We start from the raw sequence: 16786 nt of genomic DNA on the forward strand, positions 1-16786 counted from the left end.
CTATAGCGAGCCAAACCGTCGTGAGCGAGTGGGAGGCCGTCGTCATCGGAGCCACTGCCGTCGAGTACTGGTAGAAGAATCGGCTTGTGAGAGCGCATGCCGATTTCCCGCGAAGGCATGAGGGAGAGGTGCTGATGACTGCTGTCGCTGGCTAAACTCTTTCCGCTTGACGGAATCATGCGGGAAGCAATTGCGGCTCTTGCTGCGAACTCACTTCGCCCGCGGGAGTGCGCCATTGTGCCGACGTTCGATTTTGCTGACGTGTTCACGGCCGGCGCCCGGCACATCCTGGGAGCAGTGCGCTCCAAAGGTCAGGCCTTCTCTTTCGACTACCGCGGCCCCCTGGTTCGCATGGAAGGCGACGCGGTTCAGATGCAGTGCGCCATCCACCGGCTCTTATGCGGAGCGGCGGAGGTCGTGTCCGGCGGTTTTGTTTACCTCAACGCCACAGTCGCCGCGCAATCGGCCGAAAGAGTAGGAATCCAGATGGCCATTGGCGGTGCGGGACCGCTCTCATGCGCCCGCGACGTCTCTGAAGTACTCCAACGACTGCATCTGGTGGACGTCACGCAGGGCGCCTCTTCCGACTGGCCCCGTTGCGCGGCGGGGCGCTGCCCCAACACTGGGGCGAGAGTCATCTTCACGTGCCATCCTCGTGAAGGGGCTCTCTTTGATATCAGTTTGACTTCCCGGGCTGAGATCTCGGTCCTGAACGCGCCCGACGCGAAAGGCGCTGTGGCATGGATCGTGGCAGCCGATCCGATCGTCCGAAAGTCGCTTTCGCGGCAGTTGCAGCAACTCAACTGGCGGACCATCGAATTTGCCTCTTGTGAAGCCGCAGTGGACCAGTTGTCGACATCGACCCAAGGCGTCCGGCCCCCCGGGTGGATGCTGTTGGCCGAGGCAGAGGAGGTGTCAGGCGCCTGGGTGGAGGCGCTGGACGGTCTCTTGGCTCCCTCAACCCGGCGGACGCTGACAGCACCACCCAGGTCGAGCTGGCTCAGCGGTGGCAGTCTGGCCGGCACGTTTGATGTCGAGATGTACCCCCTCAATCCCGCGGAGCTGTGGAAGTGGACGGCAGAGATGCGGGGTGAGGCCGTCTCCAGCTTCACCCTGCCAGCACCACTCTCGCGTGATCAACGCCCTCGGCTACTCGTCGTGGACGACAACCCGGTGAACCGGATGCTCGGTGCCGAGATGGCAGAAATTCTGGGTTACTCCTCGTCCGTCGCGGAGGACGGGCTGGAAGCGATTGACTGCTGCATGCGGGAGCCTCCTCAGGTGGTGCTGATGGACCTGGACATGCCACGGCTGGACGGTATCGAGGCCACGCATCGCATTCGGCGGAAGCAGAGCAGAGGGGACTTGCCACCGTTCTCCGTCGTGGCATTGACAGCCCGCTTGGCGCCGCACGCTGCTGCCGAATGTATGCGCGCCGGCATGGACGCCTATCTCTCCAAGCCGTTGAGCCTCGTCAGTTTGGAGACTGCCCTCCAACGAGTAGCCGTGCCAGGTTCTCATTCCTGGTCTACGGCCGGTGAGGTTGGGGCGACCGGGGCACCAAGGACCAGGCCAAATCGACTCAGTTTCAGCTGAGGTGGAGGAGGTGCCACGAAGCGATCCTGGCCGCCTCGGTAGAGGCCTCCGGGTGGCGGCACTCACAACAGAGATCGGGAGCGCGCCGGTCTTGCGCTACTCGCGCGTTTTGGGCGATGGCGTTGCGCCGGTCTGAGCCCCCCCCGCTACTGCCGACAGGTGCCGGTCCACGCATTCAAGCACCGCGGTCACGTCGATGGGTTTGACAAGGTAATCCGCAAACCCGCGCCGCAGCGCCAGGCGCACCTGCTCCGGCATCGCGTCGGCAGAGAGAGCCACCGCTACCACGCCTGCTAGACGCGGCGTCTTCTTGATTTCTTCCAGCAGTTCCGTCCCGGTCATGTCGCCCAAATGCATGTCCAGCAGCAACAGGTCGGGTGTCTCACTTTCGAGTAGCTGAAGAGCTGCTGACCCGCTGTCTGCCACGCACAGGCGAATGAATGGACGAAACTGAAGAACCTCCTTCAGCAGCATCACATTCACTTCGTTGTCCTCTGCATAGACAACGAGGCGTTCTTTCTGTGCAGCTAGCGCTGGTCCCTTCTCCATGGCGGTCGGCCGCGCCGCTGCCACAGGAGGGTGGACACGACGCAATTCCACCGTGAATGTGCTGCCCTCATTCACCGCACTGCGCACCGTCAGGCGGCCTTTCATTGCATCCACCAGAGTGCGGGTGATAACCAGGCCGATACCGGTTCCCTCGATTGACCGGTCTGCGCCGAGACGGTTGAACGGCTGGTACAGCTGCTCCAACTGCTCAGGTGACAAACCGCGTCCCGTGTCAGTCACGTGCACCGCTACATCTGCGTCGCCAACGTCCATTGATACGCTGACGGCCCCTCCCGGGTGGTTGTATTTGATCGCATTACTCAGCAGATTGACCAGTACCTGACGCAGGCGGGTCCGGTCGGCACACACGTGGGCGAGGGTCTGGGAAGGGTGGATGTGCAAGTCGACCTGCCGACGCGTGGCGTCCGGGGTGACAAGCGCCACCGCTTCGCCGACGACAGCGCAGACCAGCGTTGGCTCCATCGACAGTGAAACTCCACCGGCCTCGATGGTGGACAGCTCCAGCACGTCATTGAGCATTGATAGAACATGCCGCCCGGCCGCTAGGATGTTCTCAGCATGCCGGCGTTGACTGGCCCTTAGCGGTAGCTGCTGATCCATCAACATCAACTGGGCAAACCCAATAACGGCGTTCAGGGGAGTGCGCAACTCATGGCTCATGCGGGTAAGGAACTGGGTCTTGGCCCGGTTGGCATTAGCCGCGGCCCCACGGGCGCTCAGCTCCTGCTCCAGCTCGCGTCGCTCCGTGACGTCAGTACAGTATCCATGCCATACCACACTGCCATCTGGCAGACGCTCCGGCATGGCGTGCGCCTCTAGCCAACGATTGCGTTCACCGTTCGCAGCAACGCGAAAGTCACAGCGCCAGGGTGTCAGCGTCTGTGCAGAGTGCTCAATGCGCTGGCGGATCAACGGAAGATCGTCCGGCTGGATCTGCTTGAAGACGCTTTCGGCGGATACGCTAGCGGCTTGTGGAGAAACGCCGAACAAGCAGCGTATCGCTTCGCTGGCATACGTGAAGCAAGCGCTTCCGTCCGGCCGCTGACGATACTGGTACAGCATGCCAGGCAGCTGCTCGGACAACTTCTGCAGCAGGCGCTCCTGGGCGACAGCGCGCTGCTCGGCTGCAAAGCGCTCGCTGACATCGCGGGACACCGACACCATGCCGGTCACCTTGCCCGAAATATCCTTCACTGGTGTCGTGAGCGATTCGAGCCAGACCCAGTGACCGTCCGAGTGCCGATATCGATAGCAGACGATTCCGTTCAGCTCGCCGCTCTCCCGCAGCGCAGCAATCCGGGCGGCAACACCGGCTCGGTCGTCAGGGTGGATATGATCCATCGGCAGCTTGCCGAGCAGCGATTTCGGCATATAGCCCAATGCCGCCGACACCGACGGGCTGACGTAGCAGCAACGCCCGTCCGGCTCGTGAACGCAGACGACATCCCGCAGGTGGGCAAGGATGAAGGCAGGCAACCATGCGACATCCACGTCGGCCAGTGGCAAACTACCGTCGTCTGTCTGCACTGCGGGCATTGCGCTCTCAGGTGTCAAGCGCTTGTGCCTGGCCGCGCGCTGCAAGCTACTGGATCTGTCTCGGGTCATACTTGTCCCCCCGGATGCGCTCCAGAGTGCAGCCCGGACGTACCCCTTGTAGAGATCGTCGGACATCGCCGGGCTCGGGCTGCGGGCGGTGCAAGGAGCTGGCGCCGCAAACTGATTCGCAGCAATTTCCGCGCCATCGAATCCGTTCGCTAGCCGTGGGAGACAGCCTGTGAGCTGATGCTCTGCACTGGATTCACTCGTTCCGGCCTCACTTGCGGTAGCTGGGGCGAGCGGAGCCAGACACCTGTGTCAGTGCTCCTCATGTGCCCTGTTGCAGCAAGCGCGCTTCGGCAGCTCTACGTGCAACCAGGCCGGGCAGAACCCGTCCCCCACCGTACACCCAGCGACGCAGTTCGCCGGCGGCGGCTAGCCAGTTTCCCTGGTTCAACCTGCGGCGCAGCGTCGACGTCTGCAGCCGTCCGGCGCCAAGGTTGAAGGTGAAGTCAACGATGGCCGCCAGCCGGCCCTGCGGCTCAACGGCCAGCACCGGACAGTAGCGCAGCGTCGCCTCCAAAGCCTTCGCCAGGTCCTGCATCAGATAGGCCTCGCCCTCCGCCTCGGTGATCGGCGGATGGTCAGGCCGGCACAGACGCCCGAAACCGATCGTGTGGTATCCAGCGGGGCAGATGTAGGGGTGGGCCCGGCTCATAGGGTCGTGCTTCGGAACGCTGTGGAATCCCTCGAAGCGCTTAGCCAGCTCCACCGCCTGCGGCGGCACCTGGATCACGGCAGATGCCTCCACGATTTTCGATGTCGAAGATCGCTCAGCGTTGACTTCGAGATCTTGTACTCAGCACGAATCTGGCTGGAAGATCGAGTGTCCCGCCTGATCGCTAAGACCTGTTCGGAGGTGAGACGCGCACGCGGGTGACACTCACCCGCGGGCCAACGGCGGCGCCCTTTACGCACCATGTCCAGTACGTTCTCGCGTTGGGTTGCGACGAAGAGGTGACGCGGATTGACGCAGGCCCGGTTGTCGCAGCAATGGCAGACGACCAGCCCCTTTGGGATTGGGCCGACCTCCAGTTGATACGCCACTCGGTGTGCGCGCATAAGCGGCTTGCCACCGTCCGCTCCGATACTGCCGTAGCCTCGCGTGTCGATCGAGCCGATCCAGAGCCAGCACTCGTCGTCTCCATGCCGCTGCACCTTTTCCCAGAAACGCTCGGCGAGAGGTCGGGGCTGCCGCCCCTTACGCCCGGCCATTTCGACGCTCCCAGGCCCTCGAAATGAACCAGAAATTCAGCACGCCGGCCCACAGTGCCTGGTCCCCCTCGGTCCAGATCTGCGGGATGCTCAGCTGCCAACTTGTGCCGGCGTTCAATGCAGCCACGAGCACGGCGGCCTTGACGGTGCAATACAGGCCCATGAACGTGTAGGTGATGACCGGGCGGACGCTGGTAGACAGCGCGTCGGCCCATTTGACGCCGGACCGCTGGCCCTGCGCGGCCACCGCTTCCTTCAAGGCCTGCATTACGCCGCCCCCCCAGGCGGCGTCGGCCGCTGCGCCGATCTCGGCCATGCGCTGTGCACCGCGCAGCTGTTCGAATGCAAGTGCCTTGTCCTGCATGGCGAGCTCGTGCCGGCGCTCGCCGGCCCGGTCGAGCCACTTCAGCAGCTCGGGTGCCAACCGGAGAGCGCCACCGAGCAGGCCGCCCAGCAGCGTCTCGATCATTGGCTGCCTCCCCAGGGGTTGAACTTGACGGACGTCCCGATCAGCAGCGCAACCAGCAGGCCGGTGGTGAACACCTTCACGGCCGTGCGCCAGGCGGTGCGGCGCGCATCCCGCCAGGCGTCGAGCAAATCCCGCAGCTCGCGGATGTCGCGGGCGGCGTGGCCGTTCTCCAGGCCCAGGTGAGCCAGCACTCGCTCGGCACCGCGCTCGGCGGCGCGGTCCAGCAGGTCGTCGAAGTCCTCCTTGTTGAGCACCAGCATGTTGTTCACGAGGGAGGGTTTGGTTTGATCGTTCACATGGATCTCCAGAAACAAAAAACCCGCCTCGAGGGCGGGTTCAGGGGGAAAGGGCTGCGGTCAGATCGGCAGGCCGGAACTCCAGCCAGTGGGTTTGAAGACGACGAGGACGCTTTCATCTTCGATGAAGCACAGCCACCCAGGCCTCGGTACGTGGTACTCCCAGCTCGCACCGATGCGCACCGCGATCTGTCCGGCTTTTCCTGCCCAGGCGCCGGTGGCAGCTGCCGGGATCAGGTAGCGCTCACCTTCCACGGGAGCGGCCGGGGGCGTAGCGAGATCGCGGTCCTTGACCGCCAGGCTGACGACTGCGCCCAGTCGCTTCAGATTGGCGTCCATGCCGCCATTCCAGTTGTGTTCCCCTTGGGTCCAGCCATAGCTCAGGCCCAGGTTCGGATCGGTCATCGCCATTACGCGCCTCCATAAAACTTGCCGTAGTGCAGGCCGTAGCCCGCCCGCTCGAACTCGATGTTGTGGTGCTGCCAGGAGGTGTGGCCGTCGCGCGCTGCTTCAACTTCAACGCGCAGCCGCCCGTTGATCCGCCCCAGGCCGGAATCCGCCAGCTCCTGCGCCAGCGACCAAGTGGCGCTGTCGCCAGTGACGCCGGTGATGGTTCGGCACAGCCGTCCGGTCTCGCCATAAAAACGCACGGTGGTGGTCTGGCCCGCCTCCGGCGTCACGCTGCCCTCGGCCTGCAGCACCAAGTAGGCTGTCTGACTACGCCGGTTGCGGGTCGCCCAGCTCACCGAGATCGGGCCGGCCACGGCCACCGGGTACGCGCGACCGTTCACTTCCAGGCGGCCCGGGCAGTATGGCCGGATGAACCGCTTGCTCAGCTGCAGGCTGATTTCGGTCGCCGCATTGCCCGGCAGCGTGCCGCGAGGCGTCCGCGTGAGGAGCTTCGCTCGCATTGTCTCGCCGGCTACGTACTCCGGCTGCAGGTAGTGCCGCCCTTCTTCCACAAACCAGAGACGGCTGCCGGCTGAGTGGTGGCTTGGAACGGTGTCCAACAAGCCACGTTCCAGTACCACGGCGGGTGCTGCAGCGTCCACCTCGGTGACCTTGAGCCACTCGCCATTAACCAGCGCCAGGCCGCCGAACGCGACCTCGGCGAGTTCGCTTACGGAGGACAGTGGCACCCGGACCGGTGCTGCGGACTGCGGCAACGCTTCCATCAGCACCGCCGAGGGGGTGAAACTCGCCTGCCCTTTCTCCTCGAATCCACCCGACAACCGCGCCATCACCTTGAAGCCAAATGCATCGCTGCTCGGCCGCGTGCCGCAGGTAGCCACGAGCCCGTCCAGCTCGTCGATCTCGTCGAGCCGGCTGTCCGACTCCCCGGTCAGGTCCTGCACGACCCACCAGTACGGCACCTCGAACAGCAACTGCTGCGGGCAGGGTTGCGGCTCACTGGTCGGCTCCCTCCAGCCGGAGGACGGCGGCGCCGAGTAGACCGACTGCGGCAGCCCGAAGACATCCTGCACGCAGTCGACGCGCACAGCACCGTTCGTCAGCTCGCCGTAGGCAATGCGCACGACTCGCATCGGCAGCTGCTCGATGCCGTAGGGCGGCCACGCGAGCTTGATGACGTCCCCGATCTGCAGCCCCGCTGCCTGCCGGTTGCCGATGAAGGTGCACTTCGCCAAGCTGGCGGATAGCTGCTTCAGCTCCCGCATCGCCACGCGGTTGGCCAGCGCTGCATGGCTGATACCCGGGTACTGGATCGACGTGGCCGCCACACCGCCATTGAGCTGCACCGCCGCCACGTCTTGCACCGTGACCAAGGCATCCTTGTCACTGGCCGCATCGCGGTACACCACGGTCACCTGGTTGACCGTCTCGCCCCAGGAGGGTCGGGTGAACTCCTCGATGCGCAGGACGTTCGAGGGATCGAACACCGGCAGCCGGTCCAGCTGATAGCCCGCTCGAGCGAGCTGGAGCACAAACAGGCCGGTGCGCGGGTGCACGAAGAGCACACCGTCGATGTGCTTTAGCACGGAAAGCACAAAGCTCTCGATGGTCTCTTCCTGGCTCCACAGCAGTGAGAGCCCGAACCCTTCGGCGTACAGTGTGTCGGCAGCGGCACGGAAGCTGGCATCGTCCATGTCCACCGCCGGATATCCCATGCCCCAATCGGCGTTGGTCAGGCACTCTCGGACGATGTGCGCCGGGTTGGCGTCGGCACCGATCGCCGCACGTGAGGTGTACCACCCGCGCGGCATGCGCCGTGCGCGGACCGACCACGGCTTGATGTACGGGTTCATCGCTGCGACCCACAGGCGGCGCAGCACCAGGCAGACGATGCCGCGAAACGCCGGAATGTCCGGTCCCAGCTGCTCCTGAAGGTAGGCATTGCGTCCCTGGTCGGGGCCACCCATCAGCACTTCGACCGCGCCATCGACGCCGCCTTCTCGCTCTTCGCCGCCGAACAGGCCGGGCTGGTGGATCCCCAACGTGGTGTTGCCCGTTGCTTCTCCCGACCAAGCGACTCGTTCGCCAACCCGGATCTCGGTGATGGCGTCCACCGGCCCATGGCACAGCGCGAGCTGTGCGCCAAGCCCGTACCAGTAGCCGACGGTGACCTTCTTCTTGCTGCCGCCGCCACTCATCGATGACGCTCCTCTGCTGCCACCTGCTCTGCCTGCTCAGCGACCCGCTTCGCCAGGGCGTCCCCGCTCTCGCGCAGCCAGCGCGCCGGCACGCCGTGCTCGACAAACTCGGCCCAGGACCGCTCTCGGCCGTCAAACCAGCGCCGCATGCCGCGGGCGCAGTAGCCCAGCTGCCGGGCGTGCTCCAGCTTGGCAATCACCTCCGTCACTTCTTGCCGCCTCCCTTCTTCTTGATGGGCTTGACCTGCACGTCGCCGTACCAGACGACGTTCGGGCCGGAGATCACCCGGGTGCCGAACAGCACCGGGATGGACGCGTCCTGCGATGCGATGGGCAGGTCCTTGTCGCCGATCTGGCCCGGCTGCGCTTCCTGCGATTTGGGTTTGGGCGCGAGCAGCGCCGACAGGACCGTCGTTGCGATCCAGACAATGATTTGAGGCCACATGGAGAATCAGACGATGGCGTCGCCCGAGAACGGGTTTTTCCAGGGGATGAACGGAAAGCCGCCGAAGTTGTCCAGGTTCTGGAAGCGGTCGCGGCAGTGGGCGGTCCAGTGGTCGCAGCCAGCGTAGAGCTGCACCCGCTCACCGGGGACCAGGCCCACCATTGGCGCGGTGAGGGTCAGCTCGCCACCGCTGTGGCCGGTCACCATGCGGACGCCAACAGCACACTGCAGGTAGCCGCCGACGAAATAACCGTTCTCCCGCTCCGCCGCCGCAGCGACCCAGACTGAGGTGCCTGCAATCCGGTCGACCTGGCCCTCCACCCTGAACCGCTCCTTGGCTACTCCACAAGCAGGCGAATACAAGACGTGGCGGCAGGCGATCTGGTACCGAGCCCGTAGGCCCAGCCGCTTGAGCGATGAGGCAATCGGCTCGCACTTGAGCGTGGCCTCCGCGCCGGCCAGGCGGGCCACCGTCAGACGCCCCTTCCAGTAGGTGACGAACTCGCTGGCGTTGCCGCCTCGTCCGAGATGCCGCCGATACAGCGTGAGGCTGACCACGCCCTCCGGCGGCGCGGCCAAAAACAGTGCGGCGAGCGGCAGGTCCCGCGGCACCCGGATCTCCAGCGCATTGCGCGACAGCTCGTTGCTGTGCTCGATATTGCTGCGCGAGATCGGCGCCGGCTCGTAGGTCTCCGACTGGTAGGTGACGGACTCTTGGCCTGAGGTGTAGCACCAGCGTCGGTGCTCCTGTGCGAATCGGTACAGCTCCTGCGGCTGTCCGTCGTGGGCTGATTGGTCCTGCTCGAGGTAGTTCATGACGGCAAGGTTCGGGTTGAAATCTGAACGCGCACGACGCTATCCGTCTCCCAGAACAGCTCGACCGCGTCCTGATCGAGCCGAACCAGTTCTAGCCAGGAGACCTGCAGCACCTGATCGACGGTTACGGTCACGTCCAGCGGCTCTTCCAGGGAGAGAAGCTCCTCTTCAACCGACAACTCTTGTGCGCCCGTGACGCGCCGGAACAAGGTGCCAGCTGTTGTGCGCAGTACCAGGTCGCGGCGTTGTGGATGGGCCGCTACAAAACGGCTGTAGCCGGTGTTGCGCACCACCAGGCCCGAGCCGCCGCTGACGACCACTCGGCTGACCTGCAAATCCGAGGTGAACGTTGGCAGCCAGCATGGGTGCACGCGGCCCGCCCGGGCGGCCAGCCACTGGCGGAACGCAGTGATGTGTGGCCGATTCGGCAGCAGCCACGTGAGACGCCGACCGACCTGCGGCGCGCCCGATTCGTCGTCAAAGCCCCGGGGTCCGGTGCCCTGATCGATCACGGCCAGCTTGCGCTGCCAGCTGACGTCGATCTCTTCGCTCCAGTCGGGCCGGTAGTCGAACACCGCGTAGCCGCGATAGGTGGGCCGCGCGTCTGCAGCGGCGGATGCGATCAGGTCCTCCACCGTGAACCGACTGCGCCCGCTGGCAATCGTGTCCGTCACCCGCCGGACGGTGGTCGTGCCTTCCAAGCGGGCGAGCCGCGCCGGCAGCACGCGGGTGCCGGCCGGCCAGGACCGGCCCAGCGCCAGGGTGAGCGTCAGAACCCCGCCGCCGTCGATCGATGCGATCTCCACGGCCTCGTTCTCAACGGCGGAGCGCCAAAGCACCGCCATGCCACCCGGGTGGTAGTCGACGTGCGGGGCGTTGGGCACCACAAGCGCGCGGCCGCCGGCCGCCACGTCCTGCAAGAGTTGACTGCCGTCCGTCCAGACCGGCAGGCAGTAGATGCGGGTGCCCCACGCAAACAGCAGGTGCTCCAGCAGGCGAACGTCCTGCCCATCCAGGAGCCAGCTGTACTCGAAGCTGCGCCGCGGGAGTTGCCGCAGCCGGATGCGCTGTTCGGAGCCGTCGTGTGCCTCCAGCACATCGCTCAGCCATTCCAAGCGCTCCGTCAGGCCATCCGACCAGTCGGGCCGGATGCCAAACACCACCACTCGCCGGCCGGTGACGGTCAACCGCATCTCGCCACCGCCGGCGAACCGGAAGGCGAACTGGGCGTTGATCACCGGCGCCCCGCGGTGGCTGGCCGAGAAGCTGTACGTCCGCGACTGGAGGCCGCCGAAGGCCAGCGGTGGCGCGGGCGGCCCTGACAGCGCCAGGCCATCTGCGCCAGTGGCCTCGATGGCCAGCACCGTCTGCTCCTGGAGATGCGCATTCCACACCTCCAGCCGGCGCTCGATGGGGCTGATCACATTGCCAAGGTCGATCCGCGGCGGCAGCAGGTGGATGCGGTGGTACCAGTCGTCCGCGAAGGACGGCACCCGGGCGCCGGCCAGCCGCCGTTGCGGCTCACTGATTGGCCGAGCATCACCCCTGGTACCCGCCAAGGGCGAAACGCTGTCGGCGGCGGCAAAGGGGTAACGCACCGGCCGGTAGCCGGAAATGCCCCTGGCGCGCTCATAGTGGACCGGCTCTCCGACGGCCGAGCCCGGAGCCACGATCCCTGCGAAGGCGGCCATCGCTCAGCGCTCCAGCCGCACGGCGTAGCCGTGCACACCGGACTTGTTGTTCTTCGAATGCGCCGGGAACGCCATCCACTGTTCGGGACCAATCGCAAACACCTCCGCCGGTGCATGGTGCGTGATGTTCAGGTAGCGCAAGTGGGCTGGGTAGCCAAAAGGCGAGAAGAACCCATCCGGCCGCTCCAGGTAAACATAAAGCGGCAACAGGGGCGCGATGCCGTTCAGCGTGTTCGGGGTGCGGCTCCACCAGTAGTTGGCCAGGGACTCGCGCGGGCTGCGCGGCCCTTCCTCCCAGACCGAGATGGCGCGCTTGCCGGTGATCGGCGACGCCTGGCAGACCGACCACCAGCCATCGAAGCCGTCGGCCGCCGCCCGCACGTAGTTCCCACCTGCATATTTATAGTCGTTGAACGGCAGGCCGAAATGCAGGTCCTGCGTGTCCCCGAAGATGTAGTCACTCGCGCTGGCGGTGAGCGCGTCCGACGAGCCGAAGGCGCCCGACACAAATGCGCCGCCCGGGTAGTCGCCGTATTTCACGAGTTGCCCAAAGGCGAGGTGGTGGTACACCCCCGGCGCGACCTCGGCCACCATCGTCAGTTGCACCGGCGACTCGGACGAGAACAGGTGATAGGTGCAGGGACCTTCGACCTCGTACAGGCCCACCGCCTCGATGCGCTTCGACGGGTCGCGTGGCATGCCCGGCTGGTTGTTCCAAGGCTGCGCGGGATCGAACTGGTCGGAGCCGACCAGAAAGATGCCGGTCACCCGCTGGTAGCCGGAGCGCAGCGCCTCATCCAGCGCGCTGCGCAGGTGAAAAATCAGCTCGCCCTTGCGCAGCGACAGCTGCTGGCCGGGGCCGGACGGCCCCCAGCGCAGTTCCTGCCAGCCGCTGGCGACGGCAAACAGCCGCAGTGCGTCCAGCAGCGGGGTCGGACCCGCTGCGGTTCCAGTTTGGTAGGCCATTGCGCTCCTCAGGCCAGGCGCAAGGCCCAGTAGTCCCGCACCGAGGTGCGAAAGACGTTCTGCACCACCAAGTGGTCCACGCCGTTCACCTGGATCAGGTTTCCGGCGGCGTTGTTGAAGCCGGAGACCTGGTAGACGCCGTCCAGCTCACCGAACAGGTCGTGGTCGCCGGCCGAGTTGCCCTGCGACAGCACGATGGGCATCAGCACGTAGGTGCCGTCCAGCGCTTCCCGAAACACGCTGAGGTAGGCGTAGCTGCCCGGCCAGACCTGGCGGGCGCTGTCGTATCGGGATTCCGTTGTCGGGCTGTAGGTGTTCTGAAACGGCAGCCAGGCGCCGGCCGGCCCCCGCAGCATCGTGGCGGTCGAGCTGGCGTTTTGCACGTCCTCGCCCGGATCCACAAAATGCCGGTGGTTCGGCCCGGTGATGCTGTAGCGTCGCCCCCGCTGGCCGGTCATGGAACCACCAATCAGCAAGGGATAGGGGTACTGGCCCGGCGTGGCGTAGGGCAGGATGAAGCCCAGGTAGGCCGCCTGGTAGAGCGTGGAGACCTTGGCCACGACCACCACCCGGCGGCCGTTGGCAACAAACCAGTAGGGAGTCGCCTCGTTCCACAGGCTCATCATCGGCAGCCAGCCCGTCAGGCAGCTGGGCTGAGCGTAGAAGGTGTCCGCCGAGCTGAAGCCGATGCTCCCATTGAGGTCCCACATGTAGTAGCCGGAGGTGGGGTTCTCATAGGACCGCACGCCGCAGTAGATGTCATCGGCGCCGGCGAGGCCCGGCGCGCGCAGGAGCAGTTCCTGAGTGGTGGCGTCCGACACCCAGCGCAGTTGCGTCCATTGCTGGTTCGCGGCGATAAGCGCCGGGTGCTTTGTAAGGAAAGTGCGCAAGCGCTCCAGCAGGTCGCGGTAGTTCACCGCGACACCGATCTCGAAAGCCATGGGGGTGTTCATTCAGGTCAGGACCTGCCGCACCGCACCGGCGTTGCGCTGCAGGACGTTGAGGATGGTTCGCTCGCCCGCCGACGAGTTGAGGTAGTCGGCCGCCATTGCGGGGTCGATCACGTTGACGATGCGCACGCCCTGGGCGGCGGGAGCTGGCTGACGAGGCTGGACGTCGGGAACCAGGCCGCCGGCCGCAAAGGCAAGTGCCGGCCCCTTGAAGGCCGGTCCCTGCGCCACGCCATTGATCGACTGCAGGAAGGCCACTCCCACCCGGCGCACCGCTGCCGCGTTGACGACAAACTCCCCGGCAGACAGGCGGGCGGGGATTGAATCGCTGGTGGAAGTGCCCGGGCCCGACACATAGCCCCCCGAGGCGTAGCCCTTGACCAGGGAGGAAATAAACCCAGCAAAGCCCGACCTCCCGCCGCTTCCTTTCGGCAAACTGGCGAAGAGCGACTCTGCCAGCTTCTGCGACGCAATCCGCTGGATGGTCGCCAGCACCGAGCGAGCGAAGTCCCCGAAGGCCTCCTTGGCGGTTTTCGCGCCACGGCCGATGTCCTCGAACAGCTGCCCGAAGCCGTCCCGGATGCTGCCGTCGATGGCCACCGCCACCTCGTCGACCGCGAGCTTCACCTGAGCGATCTCGTTTTTCCACGCCTGCACCCGGGCCACCGCGTCCGGGCCGATCGCTGTGGCGGTGGTTTCGAGTTTGGGCAGGAGGGCATCGAGCGCGGTGCCGGTCACCCGGTGCAGCGCCAGGATCTGCCGCTTCGCCTGCGATTCGGTCAGCAGGCCGGCCTGGCGCTGTAGGTCGATGGACTGCTCAGCGGCGCGCATGCGGGCCAGGGTGGTGTCGAACTCCCGTTCGTAGGTGGCGAGGTCGGCTGAAGCAGCTTTGACGTCGACGAGGCGGCCCAGGGTCGCTATACCGGCGCCGTCGCCTTCGGCACGTAGCCGCTCCATCAGCTTGCGGTACTGCTCCTCGATGGCCGCACGCCGGTCCTGCGCCGTGCTGGCCTGCGTCAGGTCCAGCAGTTCTTCTCGCAGCTTGGTGAGCTCCTCCCTCAGCTCGCGTTCTGCTGTGGCCGCGGCGCGGGCTGCGGTCACAGCGACGTCGCCACGCTTGCGCAGGAGCACCGTCAGGTCGGCGTTGGTCTTGGCCAGCTCGGCCTGCGCCTTGGCGCGATCGTCCGGCTTCTCCGCTGCCTTGACGGCGCGCTGCTGTTCAGCGATGGATTGCCTGGTGCGGTTGATCTCCGCGTCAATCTCCTGCTGCTCCAGCCGCGCCTTACGCTCGTGATAGCCGCGGATCGAAATCGTGCGGTCCTCCAGTGCCCGGTCCAGCGCCCGCTGTTCCCGCTCGAGGCTGTCCTTGAGCAATTGGAACGCGGCGTCCGCCTGCGCCTTCAGCAACGCTTGCCGGGCGGCTGCGCCCCGCGGCGGGGGTGGGCCGGGCTTCGGCGGATCGGCATAGATGTCCTGCTTCTTCGGATCCGGTTTGATGCGGGCCGCAATGGCCTGGGCCGCCTCGCCGACGTAGTCGCGGTCGAACGCCTCCCGCACCTTGCCGGCAAGTTCGTCGCCGATGCTCTGCATCTGCTGCAGGTTGCGGTCGATTTCACCCTTCATCGCGCTCATCGAGAAATCGCCCTCGAAGGCCGCCGCGATGTCCTGCTTCAAGGCGCGGGTCAGTGCTCCGATGTCCGAGAACGCGGTTCTGAAACGCTCGACCAGGAATTCCGCTGTCCTGGCCGCCACCGAGCCGATCGCCGTGAAGGCGCCGATTCCCGTGTTCACCAGCGCCCGCAGTCCGATGCCGAGGCGGGTGAGGCCACCGTTGACGGTGTCGCGCAGACGCGCCCAGGTGCGGTCGTTGATGCGGACCAACTCCACCAAGGCGCCCCAGGCCGCCTGCACCTTCTCGGTCACCAGCGACCAGGCGGCGGCGACGATCTGCCGGATCGAGGCGGTCTTGCCGCCGAACTCGACCACTGCGTCCCGGGCGGTGTACAAGGTAGAGCCCAGCAGGCCGACCGCCGTCACCACCATACCAATGGGACCGCCCAGGAGCGCGAAGGCGCCCCGCAGCGCCGCCGCAGCCCGGCCGAGCAGACCGGTCGAGGCCACCGCCTGCGCCACAGCGGCGCTGGCCGCGCCAGCTTGTTTGCGAGCCTGCACCGCGTCCGTGGCGAGTGCGACCGATGTCGTGCCTTGGGCCCGCGCCTGAGCGAGGGCCGCCGCAGTGACCCGCATGCGGGCGACCGCTTCGGCTTCGAGCCCCCGCAGCTGGCCGAGGCGCGCGGCCGCCTCAGCTCGGGCCGCCGTCGTGCTGGCGACCATCGAGCTCACCAGCCGCCCGAACGCCGCCATCAACCCAACGCCCACCAGCGTCATCAAGCCATCGATGTGCTGCGCCAGCAATTGGATGCCTTGCGCCAGCCCGGCGGTCCAGCCACTGGCGCTGTCCCGGCTGCCAAAGGCCCGCACAAAGGCGTTCTGCAGGCGGGTCAAGGCACCGGATACGGTGTCCGGCAGGCTGCCGTACTCCTCGGCCAGCCGGCTGCGCTGTTTCAGCAGGGCATCGATGACCGCGGCGGAGGTCAGCTTGCCCTGTTCCGCTAGTTGGCGCAGCGCGTCTTTCGGGACACCCAGGCCGGCGGCAATGGCGGTCGCCAGCCGGGGGGCTTGGTCCATGACCGAATTGAACTCGTCGCCGCGCAGCGTGCCGCTGCCCAGGGCCTGGCCCAGCTGCATCAGCGCGGCTGAGGCACCTTCTGCGGAGCTGCCGGACAACGCCATGGCCTGTCCGACAGCGTTGGTGGTGTCCAGCGCCTCCGACTGGGACCGGCCCAGGGCCTGCAGGGTCGGGGCCAGCTTGGTGTAAAGCGACACCGTTTCCGCCCAGGGCGCCCGGTTGCGCTGAGCCATCTCGAACAGTTCACCCTCGGCATGGGTGAACTCCTCCTGGGAGGTGACCGCCAGCTTGAGGCGGGCCTGCAACCCCTTGTACTGGTCTGCCGCCCCCGTCAGCTGGCGCACGCCCGCGCCAACCCCAAGGGCCGCGCCCATTTGCCCGAGAGCCGAGCCCAGCTGGCCGGCTTCTGCCCGCAGGCGCGCCATCCCGGCCTGCAGCGGTTGCAGGGCGCGGACCGACTGTGCAGCAGCCTGGCCGATACCGGCCGTGGCGGACACCACGTCGCCCTGCGGTCGGGCAGCGTTGCGCGCTGCCACTGTCAGCCGCGCGTGTAGTGCTGCCGTCTCGGCGAGAGCTGTCTGTTCGCGCCCCGTGATATCCGGCCGCGGCGCCTCGGCGCGTGAGACGTCCTTCGAGACTGCTGCCAGCTGGAGCCGGCCTTGCAGCGCGGCGTACTGCTCGGCGGCTGCCTGCAGCTCGCGCACGCCCGCCCCGTGGCTGATGCCCGCACCCACCTGTTGCAGTGAAGCCCCCACTTGCGCGGCCAGTTCGCCCAACTGAGCCAGGCTGGCCTGGATGCTTTGGAAGGCGCGCCGCGTGTCGTCGACGGCGGTAATAAGGATCTGCGCTCGGTTTTGAGCCATGACATTTCCTTGGAA

The 16786-nt window shown here is 66.2% G+C and carries 15 protein-coding genes; 1 reads left to right on the forward strand and 14 read right to left on the reverse strand.

What is annotated here, in order from left to right:
- The first annotated feature begins 237 nt into the window (after positions 1 to 237).
- Positions 238 to 1596, forward strand: a complete 1359-nt coding sequence (locus N7L95_RS13550; RefSeq protein WP_301255777.1) for a response regulator — start codon at positions 238 to 240, stop codon at positions 1594 to 1596.
- A 96-nt stretch (positions 1597 to 1692) separates the two neighbouring features.
- On the opposite strand, the gene N7L95_RS13555 is transcribed toward N7L95_RS13550, so the two are convergent.
- The 14 genes from N7L95_RS13555 to N7L95_RS13620 form a co-directional block, all read right to left on the reverse strand.
- Positions 1693 to 3702: a hybrid sensor histidine kinase/response regulator gene (locus N7L95_RS13555; RefSeq protein ID WP_301255778.1), complete on the reverse strand. Its 2010-nt coding sequence runs from the start codon at positions 3700 to 3702 to the stop codon at positions 1693 to 1695.
- A gap of 328 nt (positions 3703 to 4030) precedes the next feature.
- Complete coding sequence (locus N7L95_RS13560; protein ID WP_301255779.1) at positions 4031 to 4498, reverse strand: lysozyme; 468 nt, start codon at positions 4496 to 4498, stop codon at positions 4031 to 4033.
- Positions 4495 to 4977 carry an HNH endonuclease signature motif containing protein gene (locus N7L95_RS13565; RefSeq protein WP_363324839.1) on the reverse strand — a complete coding sequence of 161 codons (483 nt, stop codon included), beginning with the start codon at positions 4975 to 4977 and terminating at the stop codon, positions 4495 to 4497. Before N7L95_RS13565 ends, N7L95_RS13560 begins: the two co-directional genes overlap by 4 nt.
- Positions 4964 to 5446: a hypothetical protein gene (locus tag N7L95_RS13570; RefSeq protein WP_301255780.1), complete on the reverse strand. Its 483-nt coding sequence runs from the start codon at positions 5444 to 5446 to the stop codon at positions 4964 to 4966. Before N7L95_RS13570 ends, N7L95_RS13565 begins: the two co-directional genes overlap by 14 nt.
- Complete coding sequence (locus N7L95_RS13575; RefSeq protein WP_301260149.1) at positions 5443 to 5706, reverse strand: DUF6127 family protein; 264 nt, start codon at positions 5704 to 5706, stop codon at positions 5443 to 5445. Before N7L95_RS13575 ends, N7L95_RS13570 begins: the two co-directional genes overlap by 4 nt.
- Positions 5707 to 5802: 96 nt before the next feature.
- Positions 5803 to 6153, reverse strand: coding sequence for a DUF2793 domain-containing protein (locus N7L95_RS13580; protein ID WP_301255781.1), 351 nt, complete (start codon positions 6151 to 6153; stop codon positions 5803 to 5805).
- Positions 6153 to 8351: a phage tail protein gene (locus tag N7L95_RS13585; RefSeq protein WP_301255782.1), complete on the reverse strand. Its 2199-nt coding sequence runs from the start codon at positions 8349 to 8351 to the stop codon at positions 6153 to 6155. The genes N7L95_RS13580 and N7L95_RS13585 overlap by 1 nt, the downstream gene beginning before the upstream one ends.
- A complete protein-coding gene (locus N7L95_RS13590) occupies positions 8348 to 8551 on the reverse strand; it encodes a hypothetical protein (RefSeq protein WP_301255784.1) in 204 nt (67 codons plus the stop codon). The genes N7L95_RS13585 and N7L95_RS13590 overlap by 4 nt, the downstream gene beginning before the upstream one ends.
- A gap of 5 nt (positions 8552 to 8556) precedes the next feature.
- Positions 8557 to 8796: a hypothetical protein gene (locus N7L95_RS13595; RefSeq protein WP_301255785.1), complete on the reverse strand. Its 240-nt coding sequence runs from the start codon at positions 8794 to 8796 to the stop codon at positions 8557 to 8559.
- Positions 8797 to 8802: 6 nt separating this feature from the next.
- A complete protein-coding gene (locus N7L95_RS13600) occupies positions 8803 to 9612 on the reverse strand; it encodes a phage/gene transfer agent baseplate hub protein (protein WP_301255786.1) in 810 nt (269 codons plus the stop codon).
- Positions 9609 to 11303, reverse strand: a complete 1695-nt coding sequence (locus N7L95_RS13605; RefSeq protein ID WP_301255787.1) for a hypothetical protein — start codon at positions 11301 to 11303, stop codon at positions 9609 to 9611. Before N7L95_RS13605 ends, N7L95_RS13600 begins: the two co-directional genes overlap by 4 nt.
- A 3-nt stretch (positions 11304 to 11306) precedes the next feature.
- Complete coding sequence (locus tag N7L95_RS13610) at positions 11307 to 12269, reverse strand: hypothetical protein (protein ID WP_301255788.1); 963 nt, start codon at positions 12267 to 12269, stop codon at positions 11307 to 11309.
- 8 nt (positions 12270 to 12277) lie between these two features.
- The gene (locus N7L95_RS13615) at positions 12278 to 13210 is read right to left on the reverse strand and encodes a hypothetical protein (protein WP_301255789.1); all 933 of its coding nucleotides are present in this window, start codon (positions 13208 to 13210) and stop codon (positions 12278 to 12280) included.
- A gap of 12 nt (positions 13211 to 13222) precedes the next feature.
- A complete protein-coding gene (locus N7L95_RS13620) occupies positions 13223 to 16771 on the reverse strand; it encodes a tape measure protein (RefSeq protein WP_301255790.1) in 3549 nt (1182 codons plus the stop codon).
- Positions 16772 to 16786 lie beyond the last annotated feature (15 nt).

It is taken from the genome of Eleftheria terrae, assembly GCF_030419005.1.
Classification (GTDB): Bacteria; Pseudomonadota; Gammaproteobacteria; order Burkholderiales; family Burkholderiaceae_C; genus Caldimonas; species Caldimonas terrae.

Excerpts from the sequence above, each read along its gene's own strand:
- N7L95_RS13555 (WP_301255778.1), bottom strand. The coding sequence starts at position 3,702 with ATGCCCGCAGTGCAGACAGACGACGGTAGTTTGCCACTGGCCGACGTG.
- N7L95_RS13565 (WP_363324839.1), bottom strand. The coding sequence starts at position 4,977 with ATGGCCGGGCGTAAGGGGCGGCAGCCCCGACCTCTCGCCGAGCGTTTC.
- N7L95_RS13570 (WP_301255780.1), bottom strand. The coding sequence starts at position 5,446 with ATGATCGAGACGCTGCTGGGCGGCCTGCTCGGTGGCGCTCTCCGGTTG.
- N7L95_RS13575 (WP_301260149.1), bottom strand. The coding sequence starts at position 5,706 with ATGCTGGTGCTCAACAAGGAGGACTTCGACGACCTGCTGGACCGCGCC.
- N7L95_RS13580 (WP_301255781.1), bottom strand. The coding sequence starts at position 6,153 with ATGGCGATGACCGATCCGAACCTGGGCCTGAGCTATGGCTGGACCCAA.
- N7L95_RS13585 (WP_301255782.1), bottom strand. The coding sequence starts at position 8,351 with ATGAGTGGCGGCGGCAGCAAGAAGAAGGTCACCGTCGGCTACTGGTAC.
- N7L95_RS13595 (WP_301255785.1), bottom strand. The coding sequence starts at position 8,796 with ATGTGGCCTCAAATCATTGTCTGGATCGCAACGACGGTCCTGTCGGCG.
- N7L95_RS13600 (WP_301255786.1), bottom strand. The coding sequence starts at position 9,612 with ATGAACTACCTCGAGCAGGACCAATCAGCCCACGACGGACAGCCGCAG.
- N7L95_RS13605 (WP_301255787.1), bottom strand. The coding sequence starts at position 11,303 with ATGGCCGCCTTCGCAGGGATCGTGGCTCCGGGCTCGGCCGTCGGAGAG.
- N7L95_RS13610 (WP_301255788.1), bottom strand. The coding sequence starts at position 12,269 with ATGGCCTACCAAACTGGAACCGCAGCGGGTCCGACCCCGCTGCTGGAC.
- N7L95_RS13615 (WP_301255789.1), bottom strand. The coding sequence starts at position 13,210 with ATGGCTTTCGAGATCGGTGTCGCGGTGAACTACCGCGACCTGCTGGAG.
- N7L95_RS13620 (WP_301255790.1), bottom strand. The coding sequence starts at position 16,771 with ATGGCTCAAAACCGAGCGCAGATCCTTATTACCGCCGTCGACGACACG.